Annotated in this window: 23 protein-coding genes; 17 read left to right on the forward strand and 6 right to left on the reverse strand. The window is 28.4% G+C overall.

The annotated features are described in order from the left end of the window. The first annotated feature begins 138 nt into the window (after window positions 1-138). A complete protein-coding gene (locus JWYL7_RS02610; RefSeq protein WP_066068517.1) occupies window positions 139-1,320 on the forward strand; it encodes a dicarboxylate/amino acid:cation symporter in 1,182 nt (393 codons plus the stop codon). A 13-nt stretch (window positions 1,321-1,333) separates the two neighbouring features. Here JWYL7_RS02610 and JWYL7_RS02615 read toward each other — a convergent pair whose 3' ends face one another. Further along, complete coding sequence (locus JWYL7_RS02615) at window positions 1,334-2,032, reverse strand: YetF domain-containing protein (protein WP_331721841.1); 699 nt, start codon at window positions 2,030-2,032, stop codon at window positions 1,334-1,336. Between the two features lie 150 nt (window positions 2,033-2,182). On the opposite strand from JWYL7_RS02615, the gene hflX reads away from it, so the two are divergent. After that, window positions 2,183-3,454 (forward strand): GTPase HflX, encoded by a 1,272-nt coding sequence (gene hflX, locus JWYL7_RS02620; RefSeq protein ID WP_334292128.1) that lies wholly within the window; start codon window positions 2,183-2,185, stop codon window positions 3,452-3,454. Window positions 3,455-3,465: 11 nt separating this feature from the next. Continuing rightward, window positions 3,466-4,113: a HEAT repeat domain-containing protein gene (locus tag JWYL7_RS02625; protein ID WP_066068522.1), complete on the forward strand. Its 648-nt coding sequence runs from the start codon at window positions 3,466-3,468 to the stop codon at window positions 4,111-4,113. Here the strand turns inward: JWYL7_RS02625 and JWYL7_RS02630 are convergent. Continuing rightward, window positions 4,110-4,571, reverse strand: a complete 462-nt coding sequence (locus JWYL7_RS02630) for a DUF3189 family protein (RefSeq protein WP_066068525.1) — start codon at window positions 4,569-4,571, stop codon at window positions 4,110-4,112. The genes JWYL7_RS02625 and JWYL7_RS02630 overlap by 4 nt on opposite strands. 127 nt (window positions 4,572-4,698) lie before the next feature. On the opposite strand from JWYL7_RS02630, the gene JWYL7_RS02635 reads away from it, so the two are divergent. From JWYL7_RS02635 to JWYL7_RS02645, 3 genes are all read left to right on the forward strand, one after another. Further along, window positions 4,699-5,124: an NUDIX domain-containing protein gene (locus JWYL7_RS02635; protein WP_066068528.1), complete on the forward strand. Its 426-nt coding sequence runs from the start codon at window positions 4,699-4,701 to the stop codon at window positions 5,122-5,124. A 69-nt stretch (window positions 5,125-5,193) separates the two neighbouring features. Beyond that, a complete protein-coding gene (locus JWYL7_RS02640) occupies window positions 5,194-5,382 on the forward strand; it encodes a hypothetical protein (protein ID WP_066068530.1) in 189 nt (62 codons plus the stop codon). 86 nt (window positions 5,383-5,468) lie between these two features. Next, a complete protein-coding gene (locus JWYL7_RS02645; RefSeq protein WP_066068533.1) occupies window positions 5,469-6,110 on the forward strand; it encodes a YigZ family protein in 642 nt (213 codons plus the stop codon). A 26-nt stretch (window positions 6,111-6,136) separates the two neighbouring features. Here the strand turns inward: JWYL7_RS02645 and JWYL7_RS02650 are convergent, their stop codons facing one another. Together JWYL7_RS02650 and JWYL7_RS02655 are read right to left on the reverse strand one after the other, a co-directional pair. Next, window positions 6,137-6,496, reverse strand: coding sequence for a sulfite exporter TauE/SafE family protein (locus JWYL7_RS02650; RefSeq protein ID WP_066068536.1), 360 nt, complete (start codon window positions 6,494-6,496; stop codon window positions 6,137-6,139). Beyond that, window positions 6,496-6,843 (reverse strand): sulfite exporter TauE/SafE family protein, encoded by a 348-nt coding sequence (locus JWYL7_RS02655; protein ID WP_066068540.1) that lies wholly within the window; start codon window positions 6,841-6,843, stop codon window positions 6,496-6,498. The genes JWYL7_RS02650 and JWYL7_RS02655 overlap by 1 nt, the downstream gene beginning before the upstream one ends. Before the next feature lie 91 nt (window positions 6,844-6,934). Between JWYL7_RS02655 and nadE the strand changes: the two genes are divergently transcribed. From nadE to rodA, 4 genes are all read left to right on the forward strand, one after another. Beyond that, window positions 6,935-7,684, forward strand: coding sequence for an NAD(+) synthase (gene nadE, locus JWYL7_RS02660; protein ID WP_066068544.1), 750 nt, complete (start codon window positions 6,935-6,937; stop codon window positions 7,682-7,684). 63 nt (window positions 7,685-7,747) lie between these two features. Beyond that, window positions 7,748-8,485 (forward strand): YebC/PmpR family DNA-binding transcriptional regulator, encoded by a 738-nt coding sequence (locus JWYL7_RS02665; protein WP_066068547.1) that lies wholly within the window; start codon window positions 7,748-7,750, stop codon window positions 8,483-8,485. 250 nt (window positions 8,486-8,735) lie between these two features. Next, window positions 8,736-10,070, forward strand: coding sequence for a magnesium transporter (gene mgtE / locus JWYL7_RS02670; protein WP_066068550.1), 1,335 nt, complete (start codon window positions 8,736-8,738; stop codon window positions 10,068-10,070). Window positions 10,071-10,110: 40 nt separating this feature from the next. Next, window positions 10,111-11,262: a rod shape-determining protein RodA gene (rodA, locus tag JWYL7_RS02675; protein WP_066068552.1), complete on the forward strand. Its 1,152-nt coding sequence runs from the start codon at window positions 10,111-10,113 to the stop codon at window positions 11,260-11,262. A 39-nt stretch (window positions 11,263-11,301) separates the two neighbouring features. On the opposite strand, the gene JWYL7_RS02680 is transcribed toward rodA, so the two are convergent. After that, window positions 11,302-12,105, reverse strand: coding sequence for an undecaprenyl-diphosphate phosphatase (locus JWYL7_RS02680; RefSeq protein WP_066068556.1), 804 nt, complete (start codon window positions 12,103-12,105; stop codon window positions 11,302-11,304). A gap of 144 nt (window positions 12,106-12,249) precedes the next feature. Between JWYL7_RS02680 and ytaF the strand changes: the two genes are divergently transcribed. Further along, the gene (ytaF, locus tag JWYL7_RS02685; RefSeq protein ID WP_066068561.1) at window positions 12,250-12,891 is read left to right on the forward strand and encodes a sporulation membrane protein YtaF; all 642 of its coding nucleotides are present in this window, start codon (window positions 12,250-12,252) and stop codon (window positions 12,889-12,891) included. Window positions 12,892-12,951: 60 nt separating this feature from the next. Further along, a complete protein-coding gene (locus JWYL7_RS02690; RefSeq protein WP_066068564.1) occupies window positions 12,952-13,737 on the forward strand; it encodes an ion channel in 786 nt (261 codons plus the stop codon). 22 nt (window positions 13,738-13,759) lie between these two features. Here JWYL7_RS02690 and JWYL7_RS10110 read toward each other — a convergent pair whose 3' ends face one another. Next, entirely contained in the window at window positions 13,760-13,924 is a 165-nt protein-coding gene (locus tag JWYL7_RS10110) for an aspartyl-phosphate phosphatase Spo0E family protein (RefSeq protein ID WP_083528244.1), read from the reverse strand. 215 nt (window positions 13,925-14,139) lie between these two features. Here JWYL7_RS10110 and JWYL7_RS02695 point away from each other — a divergent pair, with 215 nt between their 5' ends. The 5 genes from JWYL7_RS02695 to ruvB all read left to right on the forward strand — a co-directional run bounded on the left by JWYL7_RS02695 (window position 14,140) and on the right by ruvB (window position 17,696). Next, window positions 14,140-14,790 carry a superoxide dismutase gene (locus JWYL7_RS02695; protein WP_066068567.1) on the forward strand — a complete coding sequence of 217 codons (651 nt, stop codon included), beginning with the start codon at window positions 14,140-14,142 and terminating at the stop codon, window positions 14,788-14,790. 110 nt (window positions 14,791-14,900) lie between these two features. Beyond that, on the forward strand, window positions 14,901-15,479 hold the full coding sequence (locus JWYL7_RS02700) for a BofC C-terminal domain-containing protein (RefSeq protein ID WP_066068570.1): 579 nt from the start codon (window positions 14,901-14,903) through the stop codon (window positions 15,477-15,479). Window positions 15,480-15,589: 110 nt separating this feature from the next. Beyond that, complete coding sequence (ruvC, locus tag JWYL7_RS02705) at window positions 15,590-16,081, forward strand: crossover junction endodeoxyribonuclease RuvC (protein WP_066068572.1); 492 nt, start codon at window positions 15,590-15,592, stop codon at window positions 16,079-16,081. 11 nt (window positions 16,082-16,092) lie between these two features. Next, window positions 16,093-16,677, forward strand: a complete 585-nt coding sequence (gene ruvA, locus JWYL7_RS02710) for a Holliday junction branch migration protein RuvA (RefSeq protein WP_066068575.1) — start codon at window positions 16,093-16,095, stop codon at window positions 16,675-16,677. Between the two features lie 14 nt (window positions 16,678-16,691). After that, window positions 16,692-17,696: a Holliday junction branch migration DNA helicase RuvB gene (gene ruvB, locus JWYL7_RS02715; RefSeq protein ID WP_066068578.1), complete on the forward strand. Its 1,005-nt coding sequence runs from the start codon at window positions 16,692-16,694 to the stop codon at window positions 17,694-17,696. Window position 17,697: the final 1 nt, after the last annotated feature.

The following is a 17,697-nucleotide window of genomic DNA, read 5'->3' on the forward strand; positions in this document are numbered from 1 at the left end:
AGTTAATTAAGGAAATAACTACATATAATTAATTTTATATAAATAAATTTTCAAATAATATTTTATAAAAAATTCTCTCAATGTTATAATTATAACTAAGTGGGGGTATAATACTTAAATTTATAAGGAGGAGAAAAAATGAAAAAATTAGGATTACTTCCTAAACTATTAATAGCAATAGCTCTTGGTATTGTTATTGGTATAATAGCGCCAGAATGGATAATAAGAGTTTTTGCTACATTCAATGGAATATTTGGTAATTTCCTAGGATTTTCTATCCCGCTAATTATAGTAGGATTTGTTACACCGGGTATAGGAGAACTAGGAAAGGGAGCAGGGAAATTATTAGCTATAACTGCAGGTATTGCGTATGTTTCTACAATATTTTCAGGAACAGTTGCATTTTTAGCAAACAGAGCTATTTTACCAACATTTTTAAAAGCAGGAAGTTTAGCTATGGATGCAGCTAATCCAGAAGAGGCTTTGGCTGAAGCTTTCTTTACTATCAACATGCCTCCTATTATGGGAGTTATGACAGCTCTTTTAATAGCATTCACACTAGGATTGGGAATTGCAACTATAAAAGGAGATACGATAAAGAATTTTATGAATGAATTCCAAAGTATAATAGAAAAATTAATATCAAATATTATAATACCATTACTTCCACTACATATTATGGGTATATTTGCAAATATGTCTTTTGCGGGTCAAGTAGCTACTATAATGTCTGTATTCTTTAAAGTATTTATGCTTATAATAGCTCTTCATATTGCAATAATAATTACTCAATACTTTATAGCGGGAACATTAGCAGGTGCTAATCCGTTTGTATTAATAAAAAATATGCTTCCTGCATATTTTACTGCGATAGGAACTCAATCTTCAGCAGCTACAATTCCTGTTACACTTCAAAGAACTAAAGAAAATGGAGTAAATGATGGTGTTGCAGATTTTGTTGTTCCTTTATGTGCAACAATTCATTTATCAGGAAGTACTATAACACTTGTAAGTTGTGCTATGGCAGTTATGATGTTAAATGGAATGAGTATTTCATTTATATCTGTATTCCCATTTATACTAATGCTGGGAATAACAATGGTAGCAGCTCCTGGAGTGCCTGGAGGGGCTGTAATGGCAGCATTAGGACTACTTGAAACTATGCTAGGATTTACCCCTACATTGACTTCATTAATGATAGCTTTATATCTTGCACAAGATAGCTTTGGAACAGCATGTAATGTTACAGGAGATGGTGCTATAGCTATAATTATGAACAAAATATCAGGGTATAAACTAAAAAAAGAAACTGCTAAGTAAGTAAAAGACTCTATCAGTTAACTGATAGAGTCTTTTTTTGTATAAATAATCCTTCATCTTTTTTCCATTCAGCGATCAAAACATCTTCTATATTATTTATATTGTTAGATTTTAATTGTTTTTGTAACCAATTTTCATCAAATCCGCATGATTTTAAATTATCAATTAGCAATTTACCGTCTAAAATAAAACATACAGGAAGATAAACCTGTTTTTGAGGAATATTTAAATCTTCACTTTTAGGATTTTCATATTTTGATTTTCTAAGAACACTGATAGATCCACTAGGCTCTAAGATTGCATATTCAACTTCTCTAATTGAGAATACATCTTTAGTTCTTAATAGACTTTGAAGCTCGTTTATATCAATTTTTTGCTTTTTAAGTTCATTAAAGTCAATTTGTCCGTTTTTTATTACTAAGGCAGGATTTCCTTCAAAGAAAGACCTAGTTTTCATAAATTTTTGAGTTATTTTTTCTATAACATATATCAAAAATCCCCACAAAGATAGAGCATACAGAATGAAAAGTATGTTAACTTCAGGGTCGTATATAGCATTTCCTAAAAGCTCTCCTAAAACTAGTGCAGATATAAAATCAAATGGAGTTATTTGATTTAACTGTCTTTGACCTATAATTTTTGTGATGATAAGAAGGGCGAAAAAACCTATTGTAAGTTCCACAGTAAGATGCAGAAAACTAGAAATATCCAATTTATTCACCTCAAGAAAGTTTTTATTAAGATAGTATAACCAAACTATATTTAAATTAAAATTCATTATAAAATTTTATTAAGAACGACTTATTTTACTATTAAATGGTATAATAAATGTAGCTATACTTACTTAAGAAAAGGAGTGTTTATTTTGGAAAGAGCATTACTTGTTGGACTTGATATAACTACTATTAATAAAAGAATAGATAATATAGATATAGACTCTTCTATGGATGAACTTGAGGAACTAGCAAAAGCTGCAGGAGCTGAGGTTGTAGGAAGAGTTGTTCAGAGCAGGCAAGCAAAAGATCCTGCATATTACATAGGAAAAGGAAAAGCTGAAGAAATAAAAGAGCATTGTGATGCATTAGATGTAGATTTAGTTATATTTAATGATGAGCTTTCAGGTGCTCAAATGAAGAATTTAGAAGATATAATAGATAGACAAATAGTCGATAGAACAGCTCTTATATTAGATATATTTGCTCAAAGAGCGTTATCTAAAGAAGGAAAACTTCAGGTTGAACTTGCACAGCTAAAATACAGACTTCCAAGACTTTATGGAATGGGTAAAGCACTGTCAAGAACTGGAGCTGGAATTGGTACAAGAGGCCCAGGAGAACAAAAGTTAGAGATAGATAAAAGACATATATTAAATAGAATATCGGATATAAAGAGAGAATTAAAAGAAGTAAAGAAAAATAGACAAGTTCAAAGAATGCAAAGATTAAAATCAGATATTCCAATAGTGGCATTAGTAGGATATACAAATGCAGGAAAATCTACACTTACAAATGAGCTTATAAAAACTCATAAAGAATATACAAAAGAAAAAGAAGTTTTTTCAAAGGATATGTTATTTGCAACATTAGATGTAACGCTTAGAAAGGCTCTTTTAAGCAATAATAGGGAGTTTTTAGTTGTAGATACTGTTGGTTTTGTAAGCAAACTTCCTCATGATTTAATAGAAGCCTTTAAAGCAACACTTGAAGAAGTAAAGTATGCAGATTTAATACTACATGTTGTAGATGCATCTAATAGAAATTATGATATTCAAATGGATACAACATTAAATGTTTTAAAAGAACTTGATGTGTTAGATAAAGATATAATTACGGTATTTAATAAAGTAGATAAACTAGATTACGATATTAATGCAATGAAAGATGAAGATGTCGTATTTATATCTTGTAAGACAGGATATAATATAGATCTTTTACTAGATAAAATTGAAACAAAACTTATGAAAAATCTTTACAAAGTTGAAATGATAATACCTTATACAAATGGAGAAATATTTAATCTACTAAAAGAGAAAACAGTAATAGATAAATTTGAATATATAGAGGAAGGAATATATGTGAAGGTAAGTTTGGATGATAAAGATTATGGAAGATATAGAGATTATATTTTAGAATAGAAGGTGGTTTCTTGGAGTTAAAGTGGGATGATATAGAAAGTTTGAGAGACTATCAAATAACATACTTATTATATAAAGAGGGGAAAAATATATATCAGATAAGCAAAATAAGAAATATTTCTGTAGAACAAGTAAATATGCACTTAATATCAGCAAAACAAGAAATAAAAGATATGTTCAAAAGTGAAAAAGATATTATAACTAAACTTTTAGAAATGAACAAGGAAGAAAGAATAAATACAATAGGCAGTTTAAATTTTGAACAAATAGAAGTTTTGAAAAGAAAACTATATAAAAGAATATTGAAGGAAGAAAATGCAGAAGATCTAATGGTTTTAATATGGATTTGTGGAGAACTTAAGGATTGTAGATTATTAAAATTAATACATTCAAACTCTAATCATCCACATGGTGGAGTTAGAAGAATGGCATATTCAGCTATGGGAAAAATAGGAGCAAAAGAAAGTATACAATTTTTAAATAAAGGAATAATGGATAAAAAGCCTCAGGTAAGGCAATATGCAGCAAAGGCACTGTCAAAAATTGGAGATAAAGATAGCTTGAAAAAACTTGAGAATTTGATTAAAAATCCAAACGAAAAAGAATATGTCAAAAAGGCATTTTTTGAAGCAATAGAAAGTATAAAAAAGAGATATTAATTCAAAGTAAACTTTGATTTAATATCTCTTACTAAATTTACAATATTCATATAGGCTAGTTGAGAACCTTTTATTACTATAGGTCTTCCAAAAAATACAAGCTTTAATTTTCTTGATGAAAATCCGCCTATTTTCATAAGTATATTCACGCATTGCATAGTATCTACTAAAATAATGTCACCTAAATTTCCACCAGCTAAGCTGTAAGAGTCTTTGAGTGTGTTTAATACAAGATTTTTATTTAACTGTCTAGACAAAGTATATACTTTATTTCCAAATTCATCGCTGCCTCTATAAATTATTTTACCTTGATCAGGTTTATCTAAGGTATCGAAATACCCTATACTCATTATTTCTTCTTTACTAGGAATTTTATTTTCAGGAAGAAATTTAAGATGAATAGCTGAGGCTATTGCAGACGAGTGCGTTCCTCCTACACAGTGATATATTATATTCATAAGAATCCTCCTAGATTAATATATTAATAGTATAACCTTAGGAATAAAAATATATGAAATAAAAATTTTATAGGTTGTGATTAAAAGTTTTTAAATAAAACTTTAAAATGTTAGGGGGAGATCAAAAATGATTTTTAGAAACTGTGCAGGAGGAATAGTTTTTTATGGAAACAAAGTCTTAATTATAAAAAATGAAAAGAATGAATGGATATTACCAAAAGGAGTTATAAAAGATGGAAAAATTTCTACAGAAGTAGCTTTAGATAGAGTAAAAAGAGAATGTGGAGTAAGTGCTAATATATTATCTACTGCAGGTCAAACAAGTTATGAATTTTATTCTATAAGCAGACAAAGACCTGTATGTAATGAAATAATATGGTATATTATGGAAAGTGATACAGACAGATGTAATATAAATAGAGAAGAAGGATTTAAAGAAGGAGGATTTTATAAAATAAAAGATGCTCTTGATATGATAACATACAGTCAAGATAAAGCAATAGTAAATCTTTCGTTTCAAAAATACAAAGAACTAAAAAAGGATAAGATTTAAGTTTAGTGAATATAGACTTGAGTTTTAGTCAAAAATAGAATTGACTAAAATTCAAGGAGGTTGACAAGTATGAAGAATTTAACTAGATCTGAATTAAAAGCTATAGCTTCTCAATGTAGTCAATATGAGCCTGTATCTAGTCAATTTACATCTTCTTTAAGTAATGCTTCTACTAGCTGTGAAACATGTTCACATTATGTAGATAGAAAGTGTACTTTAGATTTAATAGATCAAATATATGACAATATGACTGAATAAAGCCCTTTTCAAGGGCTTTTTTCAATTTGTAGAAATTGTGGTAAAATATAATTTATTAGAATGATTTATAAGAGGGAGAGGTTGTGATGTATAAAACCATAAAAGAGTTTGGGTGTAATGAAGTTATAATAGAAAAATCTAGATTTATAGGTTATGCAAAACCTGTGGAAAGTGAAGAAGAAGCTATAAACTTTGTAAATGAAATAAAAGAAAAACACAAAGATGCAACTCATAATGTATGGGCATATGTTGTAGGAATGAATATGCAAATACAAAGATATAGTGATGATGGAGAACCAACTGGTACAGCAGGTATTCCAACTTTAGAAGTCATAAAAAAAGAAGGGTTAACAAATGTAGCTGTTGTTGTTACTAGATATTTTGGTGGAATAAAACTAGGTGCAGGAGGGCTAATAAGAGCTTATACTAAGGGAGCTAAGATAGGTCTTGAAGCAGGTAAGATAATAAACAGAGTGTTGTTTAGAGATATAAGATTTAAAGTAGATTATAATCTGTTAGGAAAAGTTCAAAATGAAATATTAAATTTAGATTACATAATAAAACAAGTGCTATATGAAGATACGGTAACAATAGTAGTTTATTCAAAACTAGATAGAATAGAAAGTTTAAAAGAAAAAATAGTTGATTTGACTAATGGAAAAGTAGAAATACAGGAAAAAGACGAGTTTTATTTATCAGAATATAATGGAGAAATAATTTTAGAATAAAAACCGAGGATAAACCTCGGTTTTTATTATTTAACCTTACATTTTCTAGATTTTCTAATCTCGAATACTCCCATAAAAAATAAGAATATACCAAATATTTTTTTTAAAAATTCAGAGTTTAAACTAGCTGAAAGCATAGATCCAAGTACTGCTCCTATTATTCCAGAAATTACAAGTGGTAATACTATTTTATATTCAACGGTTTTATTCTTTATATGAAAAAACAATGCTGCTATTGCCATAGGGATAAACGATAAAAGATTTACGCTTTGAGCTATTTTTTGATCAATAGATGAAAAAAATACAAGTGCAGGGATAAGTATTGTTCCTCCTCCAATACCCATTCCTCCTATTATTCCAGATAACAATCCTATAAAAATAAGCATTAAAACACCATCCTTATAGATGCTACTATCATAAATATGCCAAATATCAGTCTAAGTTTTTCTGATGAGAATTTATTTAAAAGCTTTGCACCTATAATCCCGCCTATTATGCTTCCGATAGATACTTTTAAGGTAGTATCAATATCGAATATACCATTTTTTATGTATATAATAGAGCTTATAAGTGAAAAAAAGAATATAACACTAATTGTAGTTGCATGAGATTTATGTTCTTCTATCTTGAGAATATTATTCATGCAAGGAATAAGAAGTGTTCCACCACCAGAACCAAATATACCATTTATAAATCCGCTTGCAAATCCTATTAATATAACTTTTAAGTTCATAATATATCACCAGTATTATTTTTATCATAAAACAGAGATTATATTTATGATATAATTAAATTATTAATTATTAAAATGAAAGGAGATTAAGATGACTACTTTAGAAGAAAAAATAGAAAAAACTGTACAGTGGTTAAAAGATCAAGTAAAAAACTCTAATACAAATGGATTAATAGTAGGAATTTCGGGAGGAATAGATTCAGCAGTTGTAGCATTTTTAATAAAAAAGGCTTTTCCTCAGAATTCTATGGGAGTTATAATGCCTATAAAAAGTAATCCAAAAGATAGAGAAGATGCTCTAAAGGTAATAGATGCTTGTAAAATAGACTACTTAGATTTAGATTTAACAGACATTCATGATATGATATTTAATAAAGTTATAGATAATCTTAAACAAAAAAATATATATAATGAAAACAATCATACAATATCAGATGCAAATTTAAGAGCGAGAATAAGAATGAGTACGCTTTATACAATTGCTAATAATCTTAACTACTTAGTAGTTGGAACAGACAATGCAGCAGAAGTATATACAGGATATTTCACAAAATATGGAGATGGTGGAGTGGATATACTTCCTATAGCTAACTTAACAAAAAGGGAAGTATATGAGTGGGCAAAAATATTAGGAGTTCCCCAAGATATTATAAATAAGGCACCTTCAGCTGGGCTTTGGGAAGGGCAAACAGATGAAAAAGAAATGGGAACAACATACGATATGATAGATGATTTATTAGAAGGAAAACAAATACCACAAAGAGATAAGCAAATAATACAAAATCTTCATAAAAGATCAGAACATAAGAGAAATCTTCCGCCATCACCTCCTAAATTTTAGTTTTACTTACATTATATTTTGTGCTAGAATTATAAATCATAATAATACAAGGGGTGTAGTTTTATGGCAGGACATTCAAAATGGGCTAATATAAAACACAGAAAAGGCAAACAAGATGCAAAAAGAGCAAAAATATTTACTAAACATGCAAGACTTATAACTGTTGCAGCTAGACAAGGTGGAGCTGATCCAGAGTATAATTCGGCTTTAAAAAATGCAATAGAAAAGGCAAAGGCTGATAATATGCCAAATGATAATATAGAAAGAGCAATAAAAAAAGGTGTAGGCGGATCAGATGTAGACAACTATGAAACAGTTGTATATGAAGGATATGGACCAGGAGGAGTTGCTGTAATAGTAGAGGCTTTAACTGACAACAAAAATAGAACAGCTGGAAATGTAAGATATTACTTTGATAAAAACGGTGGAAACTTAGGAACAGCTGGATGTGTAAGTTTTATGTTTGATAGAAAAGGACAGATAATGATTGAAAATGACTCAACGATAAATGAAGATGAACTAATGGAATTATCTCTTGAAATGGGTGCACAAGATTTTATAACAGAAGAAGAAGGATTTGAAATAATAACATCTCCAGAAGAATTTAACGCAGTTAAAGATGCACTTTCTCAAAGAGGTTATAAGTTTTTATCAGCAGATATAAAAATGCTTCCTCAGACTATGACAAAGCTTGAAGATGAAGAGCAAATAAAAGCAATGAATAAAATGATAGATATGATGGAAGATGACGATGATATACAACAGGTATATCATAACTGGGATATGCCAGAAGATATGTAAAACAAGTTTTAAATAGTGCAGTATATAATTACTGCATTATTTTTTTACCTTGACAATGAAAAATCTTAAGAGTAATATAAAGTAGTGAATTTAGATTATCTCTTTACGTTAAGTAAAGAGTGTTTTTTTTCTCAATAAAAATATTAAAAGGTGGTGATGGTTATGGAAGGGGACTCTTATGTCAGTATAAAAACTAAATATATGAAGACACTAAAAAATATCCATAATCATAGAATAAGGAGGAACCACCATGAGAGATCTTATTATTAACCTAATAAGAGAAAAGAAGTTTACTCTTGTAAGAGATGAAATAGTAAAAATGAAATCTGTAGATATAGCAGAACTTTTATCAGAAATAGATGATAGTGATAGTTTAATTGTATTTAGACTTTTGCCAAAAGATTTAGCTGTTGAAGTTTTTTCTTATTTACATAACGAAAAACAAAAAGCAATAATAAATCTAATAACAGATAAAGAAATCCAGCATATAATGGATGAATTATATTTTGATGACATGATAGATTTTTTAGAAGAAATGCCAGCTAGCATAGTAAAAAAGATACTTAAAAATGCAAAAGAAGATGAAAGAGCATTGATAAACCAATTTTTGAATTATCCAGAGAATTCTGCTGGTAGTTTGATGACAATAGAGTATCTATCACTTAAAAAAGAAATGACATTAAAACAGGCATTAGAACATATAAAAAGAACAGGGTTTGACAAAGAAACTATATACACATGTTATGTAATAGACGCAAATAGAAAATTACAAGGAACAATTTCGCTAAGAAAGTTAGTTACAGGAGAAGAAGACAAAACAATAGAAGAGGTTATGAATACAGATATAATCTATGTAACTACTCATGATGACCAAGAGAAAGTTGCTCATTTATTTAAAAAATACGATCTCATAGCAATACCAGTTGTAGATAAAGAGCATAGGTTAATAGGTATTATTACAATAGATGATATTATGGACGTAATAGATAAAGAAAACACTGAAGACTTTCAAAAAATGGCTGCTATGGAACCTTCAGAAGAAGCTTATCTAGAAACAAATACTTTTACACTAGCAAAACATAGAACAACTTGGTTGTTAGTACTTATGATATCTGCGACATTTACGGGTAGAATTATTAGAAGTTTTGAAGATGTGTTAGAGTCAGTTGTAGTTCTTGCAGCATTTATACCTATGCTAATGGATACAGCAGGAAATGCAGGTTCTCAATCATCTACTTTAATAATAAGGGGATTAGCTTTAGAACAAATAAAAATAAAAGATTTTACTAAGGTTATATGGAAAGAACTAAAAATAGGATCTTTAGTTGGAATAGCATTATCTGTTGTAAATTTAGTAAGGATATATTATTTTGAAAAAATGGATATGAAAATAGGTATAGTAGTAGCATCTACGCTTTACTTTACAGTTGTATTAGCAAAACTATTAGGAGGATTATTACCAATAGCTGCAAGAAAACTAAAGTTAGATCCAGCGCTTATGGCAGGTCCACTTATTACTACAATAGTAGATGCATTAGCACTTATCGTTTACTTTTCAATGGCAAGATTACTTTTAGGAATTTAATTATAGCTTGAATATAATAAGTTAGGGGGTGAAAGTCAATATGGATTCAAAGTTACTAAAAAAATTAGATATGGGATTAATATTTATTGTAGCTGCAATTTGCATATTAGGCCTTGTCATGATAGTTAGTGCAACTGTTGAAAAAGAAGTAATGAAGCAAATAATTCTCCAAGGAAATTTAAGACAAGCACTAGCACAAGGAACATTAAGACATGTTGTAGTTCAGGCAGGTTCTCTTTTGATGGGAGTTGGAGTTATATTAATTGTTTTGATGATAGACTATAATGTATTAGCAAAACATTATATGCTTATTTATATAATTAGTAATATACTAGCAGCTGCAACATTAGTATTTGGTACAGGTAAAGAACAATGGGGAGCTAATAGGTGGATTAGAATAGGAGGTTTTGGCTTTCAACCTTCTGACTTTGTAAAAATAGGAATTATAATAGCTTTAGCTAAGCTAGTAGCAGATAATAAAGACTCTATAAATAATCCGTATGTACTAGGCAAGATTATTGCATTTGTAGGCTTACCAACACTACTAATATTAAGACAACCAGATCTTGGTACAAGTATGGCATTTGTAACATTTACGTTTGGAATTTTGTTTATAGCAGGAATAAAACCTAAATATATTTTTACGGCTATAGTAACAGGGATAATAAGTCTTCCGTTTATGTGGTTAAGTCTTAAAAGTTACCAAAAAGATAGAATACTAGTTTTCTTAAATCCAGAGATAGATCCAACTGGTAAAGGATATCATATATTACAGTCAAAACTTGCTATAGGATCAGGAAAATTTTTTGGAAGAGGTCTATTCAAAGGGGTGCACAATAAGGCAGGATTTTTACCTGAAAAACACACAGATTTTATATTTTCTATGATAGTAGAAGAACTAGGATTTTTAGGTTCTAGCATACTGATATTGCTTTATGGACTGTTCTTATACAAATGTATAAATATAGCAAGAAAAACCAAAGATGATTTTGGGTCGTTCCTAGTAATAGGAATTACATGTATGCTAGCATTTCATATATTTGCTAATATAGGTATGACTATGGGACTTATGCCTGTTACGGGTAAACCCCTTCCTTTTGTTAGTTATGGAGGTACATTTATGCTTTCAAATATGATAGCATTAGGCCTTGTGTTAAATGTTAATATGAGAAGTAATAAAATAAACTTTTAAAAAAGTCTCCTATTTAAAGTAGGAGACTTTTTTTCTAAATTAAAACCAAATTAAAAGTGTAGATCCAACTAACCAGCAATATATAGAAAAATAAATTAATTTTCCTCTTTCCATTACAGACTTAAATATATTAAATCCTATTATAGTAGCAAAGAAAGTAACAACAAACATTAAAGCGTATTCAGGAACATTTTGTCTAAATAAAGGAGAGTTTACTAAATCTTTATATCCTAAAATCATAGTTCCAAGACCAACAGGTAAATAAAGTAAGAAAGAATAATAAAAAGCAGTTTCTCTAGTAAGACCTATCAAAAGAGCTGCCACTATAGTAGATCCAGATCTTGAAATTCCAGGGATTAAAGAAAGTGTACCTTGAACTAATCCTATTATTAGAGCATCTTTCCATGTCATAGTAAATTCATTTTTATATCCATTAAGTTTTCTAACAAAGAATAATAAACATCCAGTTATTATCAAAAATATACCTATAGTAGTTATATTATTAAGATAATTTTCAATTATACCTTTCATTGTAAAACCAAAAACGACTGCAGGCAATGTTCCTATTATTACATAAAGAGCCATTTTAAAATCAGAAAGGAACTTTTTATCTTTAGTTGTTATGTACATAACACTACCTGTTATAATTTTGTATACTCTATTTCTAGTTAGCCAAAGGATTGCAAGGAAAGAAGCAAAATTTAAAAATACCTCAAATAATATTCCTGGAGTTTCTATATTCATAAGAAAAGACGCTATTATTGTTTGAGCACTAGATGATATTGGAATAGGCTCCCCTATACCTTGTATTATTCCTAGTATTATAGCTTGAAGAAAGTTCATCAAATCACCTCTTTTTTTAAAATATATTTTGACACAGTATCTAATTTACCATAAATAATAGATTTTGTCTAAAGATATAGTAACAATAACTAATATTTTAAAATAATATATTAAAAATGGGAATATTTGAATTTTGAAGAGGTGGTGATCGACATAATTACTTCATTTTTAGTTGCCCTAGCGATTTGTATAGATACATTTACAATAGGATTGTCATATGGAATGAAAGGCATAAAAATTCCCAAAATATCAGTATTAGTGATAAATGTAATTACAGTATTAGTACTATATATATCTATACTACTAGGGGATGTAGTTGGGGGGTTATTTAGCAGTAGTATATCTTCGATTATAAGTTTTCTTATGCTGTTTGGCTTAGGAGCATTTTTTATAATAAAAGGTTATTTTGAAGATTTAATAGATAAAAAAGAAGATGATGAAAATAAGGAAATTACTAAAATAAAACTATCAAGATTAGAGATAATAATAGCGATAACTGCTGATCATGCTAAGGCAGATATGAATGTATCAGGAGATATAGATTTTAAAGAAGCTATTTATTTAGGAACAGCTCTTTCTTTAGATTCACTTGGGGTAGGATTTGGAAGTGCTATTGCTCAAATAAATATTGTTCAAGTAATAACCTTTGCTTTTTTATTAAATTTATTAGCTGTAACTTTAGGTTTATTTGTAGGTAAAAAAATAAAAAATACAACTAAAAATTTAAAGACTTCATTAATATCGGGCTCTATATTGATGATTTTAGGAATATCTAAGCTTATGTAATAAAAAATACTAAAATTACAAATCATAATTACAAATGATTAGAGAATAGGTTTGATTACTATGAAAAGTAGAGAACAGATTATTTTTAATATAGTTTTTAAAAATACTATCTTTTTAGCATTTTTATCAATTATTATATTACTTCCAATTTTAGATAAATATAAAAATGTAATATTTGAACTATTTGTTGTAGTTTTGATATTAAATATATTCATTTTTAACTTTCATAAGTCTATATGTATATCTATATTGAGTTTGAGTTTATTATCTTTTGTAATGGTTTTAATCTTGCACAATGAAACTCTATTTGTTTATGGAATAAAAAGTAAAATAAACTTCATAAATATATATTTATTTATTTTAATTTGCTATTTTTTAATACTTATTAACTTACTAATAACGTCTTATAGAATATATAGACAGAAAGAGCCAGAACTTATTTATTCAAGTCCAGTTTTTAGATTAGTTTATAATGTAGAGAAAATATTTTATAAGGGAAATATATTTTTAATATTATTTTTGTACCTTATTATTATAATAATAACTATTTATAGTTTCGCAAAAGTGTATGAATATATAACGCTTTATGAAGATGGTCAGTTATTACAATATACAACAAGTATTTCTCAAAATTATACTAAAGGCAAAGTTACAGAAGTATCTGATTGTATATATTTTAGTAGTTTGACATTTTATACAGTTGGATATGGAGATATTGTACCAGTAGGATATCACTTAAAATTTATAGTTCAGTTAGAAGTATTCATAGGAAATTTGCTGAATGTTGTATTAATAGGTTTAATTCTTAATTTTGTAAACTCTAAAATAACCAAGAGTAAATTTTAAAAAAAACAAGGCCTAAAGGGCCTTATGAAGACATCGTCATGTGAATATATTTATTAATTAATATATCTAGTTTTTGGCTTAAGTTGACTAACTCTGAGTTAGTATATATGTTTTTTTCATTTGAAGCCATTTTGTTTAATATTTCTTTTAGAGAATCAATTTCGTTTCTTACTTCTTGGATGCTCATAAAACCTAACCCCTTTTGTATATATTAAAAATGATATATTACTAGTTCGTTAGGATTTCATTATACTAAAAATTTTGATATAAATCTATACATTTTGGAAAAATTTATTATATTTTTGAAGTAATAGGAGAATAAATGTCATAAAAAGGAAAAATATTACCTTTTTCACACTTTTTGTGTAAGTGAATAAAATAAAGTGTGAAAGAGGTGATTTTATGAAAAGGTATTTAAATGCTAAAGTTTTTGATTTTGATCAGGTAAAAGGAATATCAAAAAATCAATTATTACAGCATTATACTCTTTATGAAGGATATGTACAAAAAATAAATCAGATATGGGATGAGTTAGAAAATGAAGAAAACTACAAAGATGAAAGTGCAACTTATAGTAAAATAAGAAGTTTAAAATTAGGAGAAAGTTTCGCTTTAAATGGAGTAAAACTTCACGAGTTGTATTTTGAAAACTTAGGAGGAAAAAATACTAAACCATATGGTCAGATACTAGAATTAATAAATAGAAAATATGGATCTTATGAATTGTTTAAGGAAAAATTTAAGAGTATAGGTTTAGCAGTAAGAGGATGGGTTGTATTAGCAATACAATTAAATAATCTTTATATGTTTGGATCAGATGCTCATGACGTAGGGGCTATATGGTCAGCTTATCCTCTGCTTGTTATGGATGTATATGAGCATGCATATATGATAGACTTTGGAGTTAATAGAAAACAATATATAGATGAATTTTTTAAAAATATAAACTGGAAAATAGTAAATGAAAGACTACACAGTTATAATAATTTATTCAATATAAAGAAAACAAATGATAAATTATATAACAATAACTTCAAATATTATTTATATTAAAAAAATTTTAAAATTCCTTGGAAAATTTTCTAAGGAATTTTTTATTTTTAGTAAATTTTGTATAAATATTTCGATTATGGACAAAATAACATTCAAAGGAGGGTTATTTTATGTTTGCGAGAAAGAAAACTTCCAAGATTCCTATTTTGGTACTGGCTTTTGCTATGTTATTAGGTGGGCTTTACATAGGTAAATTTTTAGAAAAAAAAGAAGAAACTCAGGTTATAAAACCGATAGTAGCAGATAATGTTAGTGAAGATATACAAGATAAAGGTATAGTACTAAAAAAAGGATCTATAATAACTTTTAAAACATTATTTACAAAATGTAATGATGTAGTTGAAAAAACGGAAAATATACCTGACCAATTAGTTGGAGCAGATGAAGAAAATGTAAAAAAATATATAAAATCTAATTATCCAGCGTGGAATTTGATTGAATTTGATCAAAATATGATAGTTTTATTTAGAGAAATAAATAGCTATTGTCAAGATCATTATGAAATAGGGCAAGAAGAAGGAAAGTTAGTAATATATAAATATGACGAGGAAGGAAGAAAACAAGTTGTAGAAAAAACAGAGTATCCTATAGAACATCTTCCAGAAATAGATCAAGAAAAAATAAAAAATGGTATAGTTGTAAATTCTTTAGAAGAAGTAAATCAACTTCTTGAGGATTTTGGAAGCTAAGGACTAGAAATAGTCCTTTTTCTTATGCAAAGCTTTAAAAAGTCTTTTTATTTATAAACATGGTGTATTATGTTATAATGATATAGAATATTTGTTTGGGAGTTGAGGTAATGATAGTTCTTGGAATAGATCCAGGTATTGCAACGTTAGGTTATGGAATTTTAGAATATAGCCAAAGTAAATTTAAGGTATTAGATTATGGGGCTATTATAACTAAAGCTAATACAAGTTTTTCAGATAGATTAGATCAAATATATAAAGGAGTAAATATTCTAATAAATAAGTATAATGTAGATGTTGTCGCCATAGAGGAGCTTTTTTTTAATAAGAATGTAAAAACAGCTATAACAGTAGCTCATGCTAGAGGGGTCTGTATACTTGCAGCATCACATAATAAAAAAAGTGTATACGAATATACTCCGCTTCAAGTAAAGCAAGGAGTTGTAGGATATGGACGAGCTGATAAAATTCAGGTTCAAAGTATGATAAAGTCTATATTAAATTTGAAACAGGTTCCAAAACCAGATGATGTAGCAGATGCATTAGCAGTAGCCGTATGTCATTGTCATAGTTTAAAATTTGAAAGTTTATTTAAAGTTTAGGAGTGAACTTGATGTATAGATATATAAAAGGAACTGTTGAAGAAATAGGTTTAGATTATGTAGTTATAGAAAGTTTTGGAATAGGATATAAGATAAATACTTCTAGCAATACCATATACAATATCAAAAAAGGACAGAGTGTAAAACTATACACACGATTAATAGTAAAAGAAGATGATATGAGTATTTGTGGTTTTTTGACTGAAGAAGAGCTTTCTATGTTTGAACTTTTAAACAGTGTATCTAAAATAGGACCAAAACTTGCACTAGGGATATTGTCATTTGCACCTGTAAAGCAGTTAGGAGGATTTATATTATCAGGAGATATAAATTCGATTTCTAAGGCTCCGGGAGTAGGAAAAAAAACAGCAGAAAGAATAGTTTTAGAGCTTAAAGATAAGATAGATAAAAATAATGTAGAGTATGAGATTAGCTTGTTTTCAAACGAAACAATTCAAATAGATGAGGCTGTTGAAGCATTAATAGCATTAGGATATTCACCTAAAGAAGCGAAAAATGCTGCTGATATAGTTAGAAAAGATAGTAAAAACACAGAAGATTTAATAAAAAAAGCATTAACATATCTGATGAAGTAAAAGGGGGTGTATAGATGTTTAGTGAAGAAGAACGTATAATAACATCTTCTATGAAAAGAGAAGATATAGATATAGAAACTAGTTTAAGACCTAAATCTTTAAGTGAATATCTAGGACAAGAAAAGGTAAAAGAAAAGTTAAATATATTTATTGAGGCTGCTAAAGCAAGAAATGAACAACTAGACCATGTACTTTTATATGGACCTCCAGGTTTAGGAAAGACTACATTATCTACTATAATAGCAAGTGAGATGGGGGTAAATATAAGAATTACATCAGGGCCTGCAATTGAAAGGGCTGGAGATTTAGCAGCTATACTTACAAATTTAAATGAAAATGATGTTTTATTTATAGATGAAATACACAGAATAAACAGGAGTGTAGAAGAAGTTTTATATCCAGCACTTGAAGATTTTTGCTTAGATATTATAATAGGTAAGGGGCCATCAGCAAGATCTATAAGATTAGATCTTCCAAAATTTACATTAGTAGGAGCGACTACAAGAGCAGGAATGCTTACATCTCCATTAAGAGACAGATTTGGAGTTATTTGTAAACTTGATCTTTATAGCAATGAAGAACTTTCAAAAATAGTAATTAGATCTGCAAAAATACTAGGAGTAGATATAGATGAGAAAGGAGCTTTAGAAATAGCAAAAAGGTCTAGAGGAACTCCTAGAATTGCAAATAGACTTTTAAAGAGGGTAAGAGATTATGCTCAAGTTAAAGGTAATGGTCATATAACATTAGATATTGCAAAGTCTGCACTAGAGCTTTTAGAAATAGACAGTCTAGGCCTTGATCATGTAGACAAAAAGCTAATGCTTACAATAATACAAAAGTTTCAAGGTGGACCTGTGGGACTTGATACCCTGTCGGCTGCTACGGGAGAAGATAGAAATACAATAGAAGATGTATATGAGCCATATTTGATACAATTAGGATTTATCAATAGAGGGCCAAGAGGGAGAATAGCAACAAAACTTGCGTATGATCATTATGGTATAAAATATAAATAAT

The sequence above is a fragment of the Alkalithermobacter thermoalcaliphilus JW-YL-7 = DSM 7308 genome, assembly GCA_001584565.1.
Classification (GTDB): Bacteria; Bacillota; Clostridia; order Peptostreptococcales; family Peptostreptococcaceae; genus Alkalithermobacter; species Alkalithermobacter thermoalcaliphilus.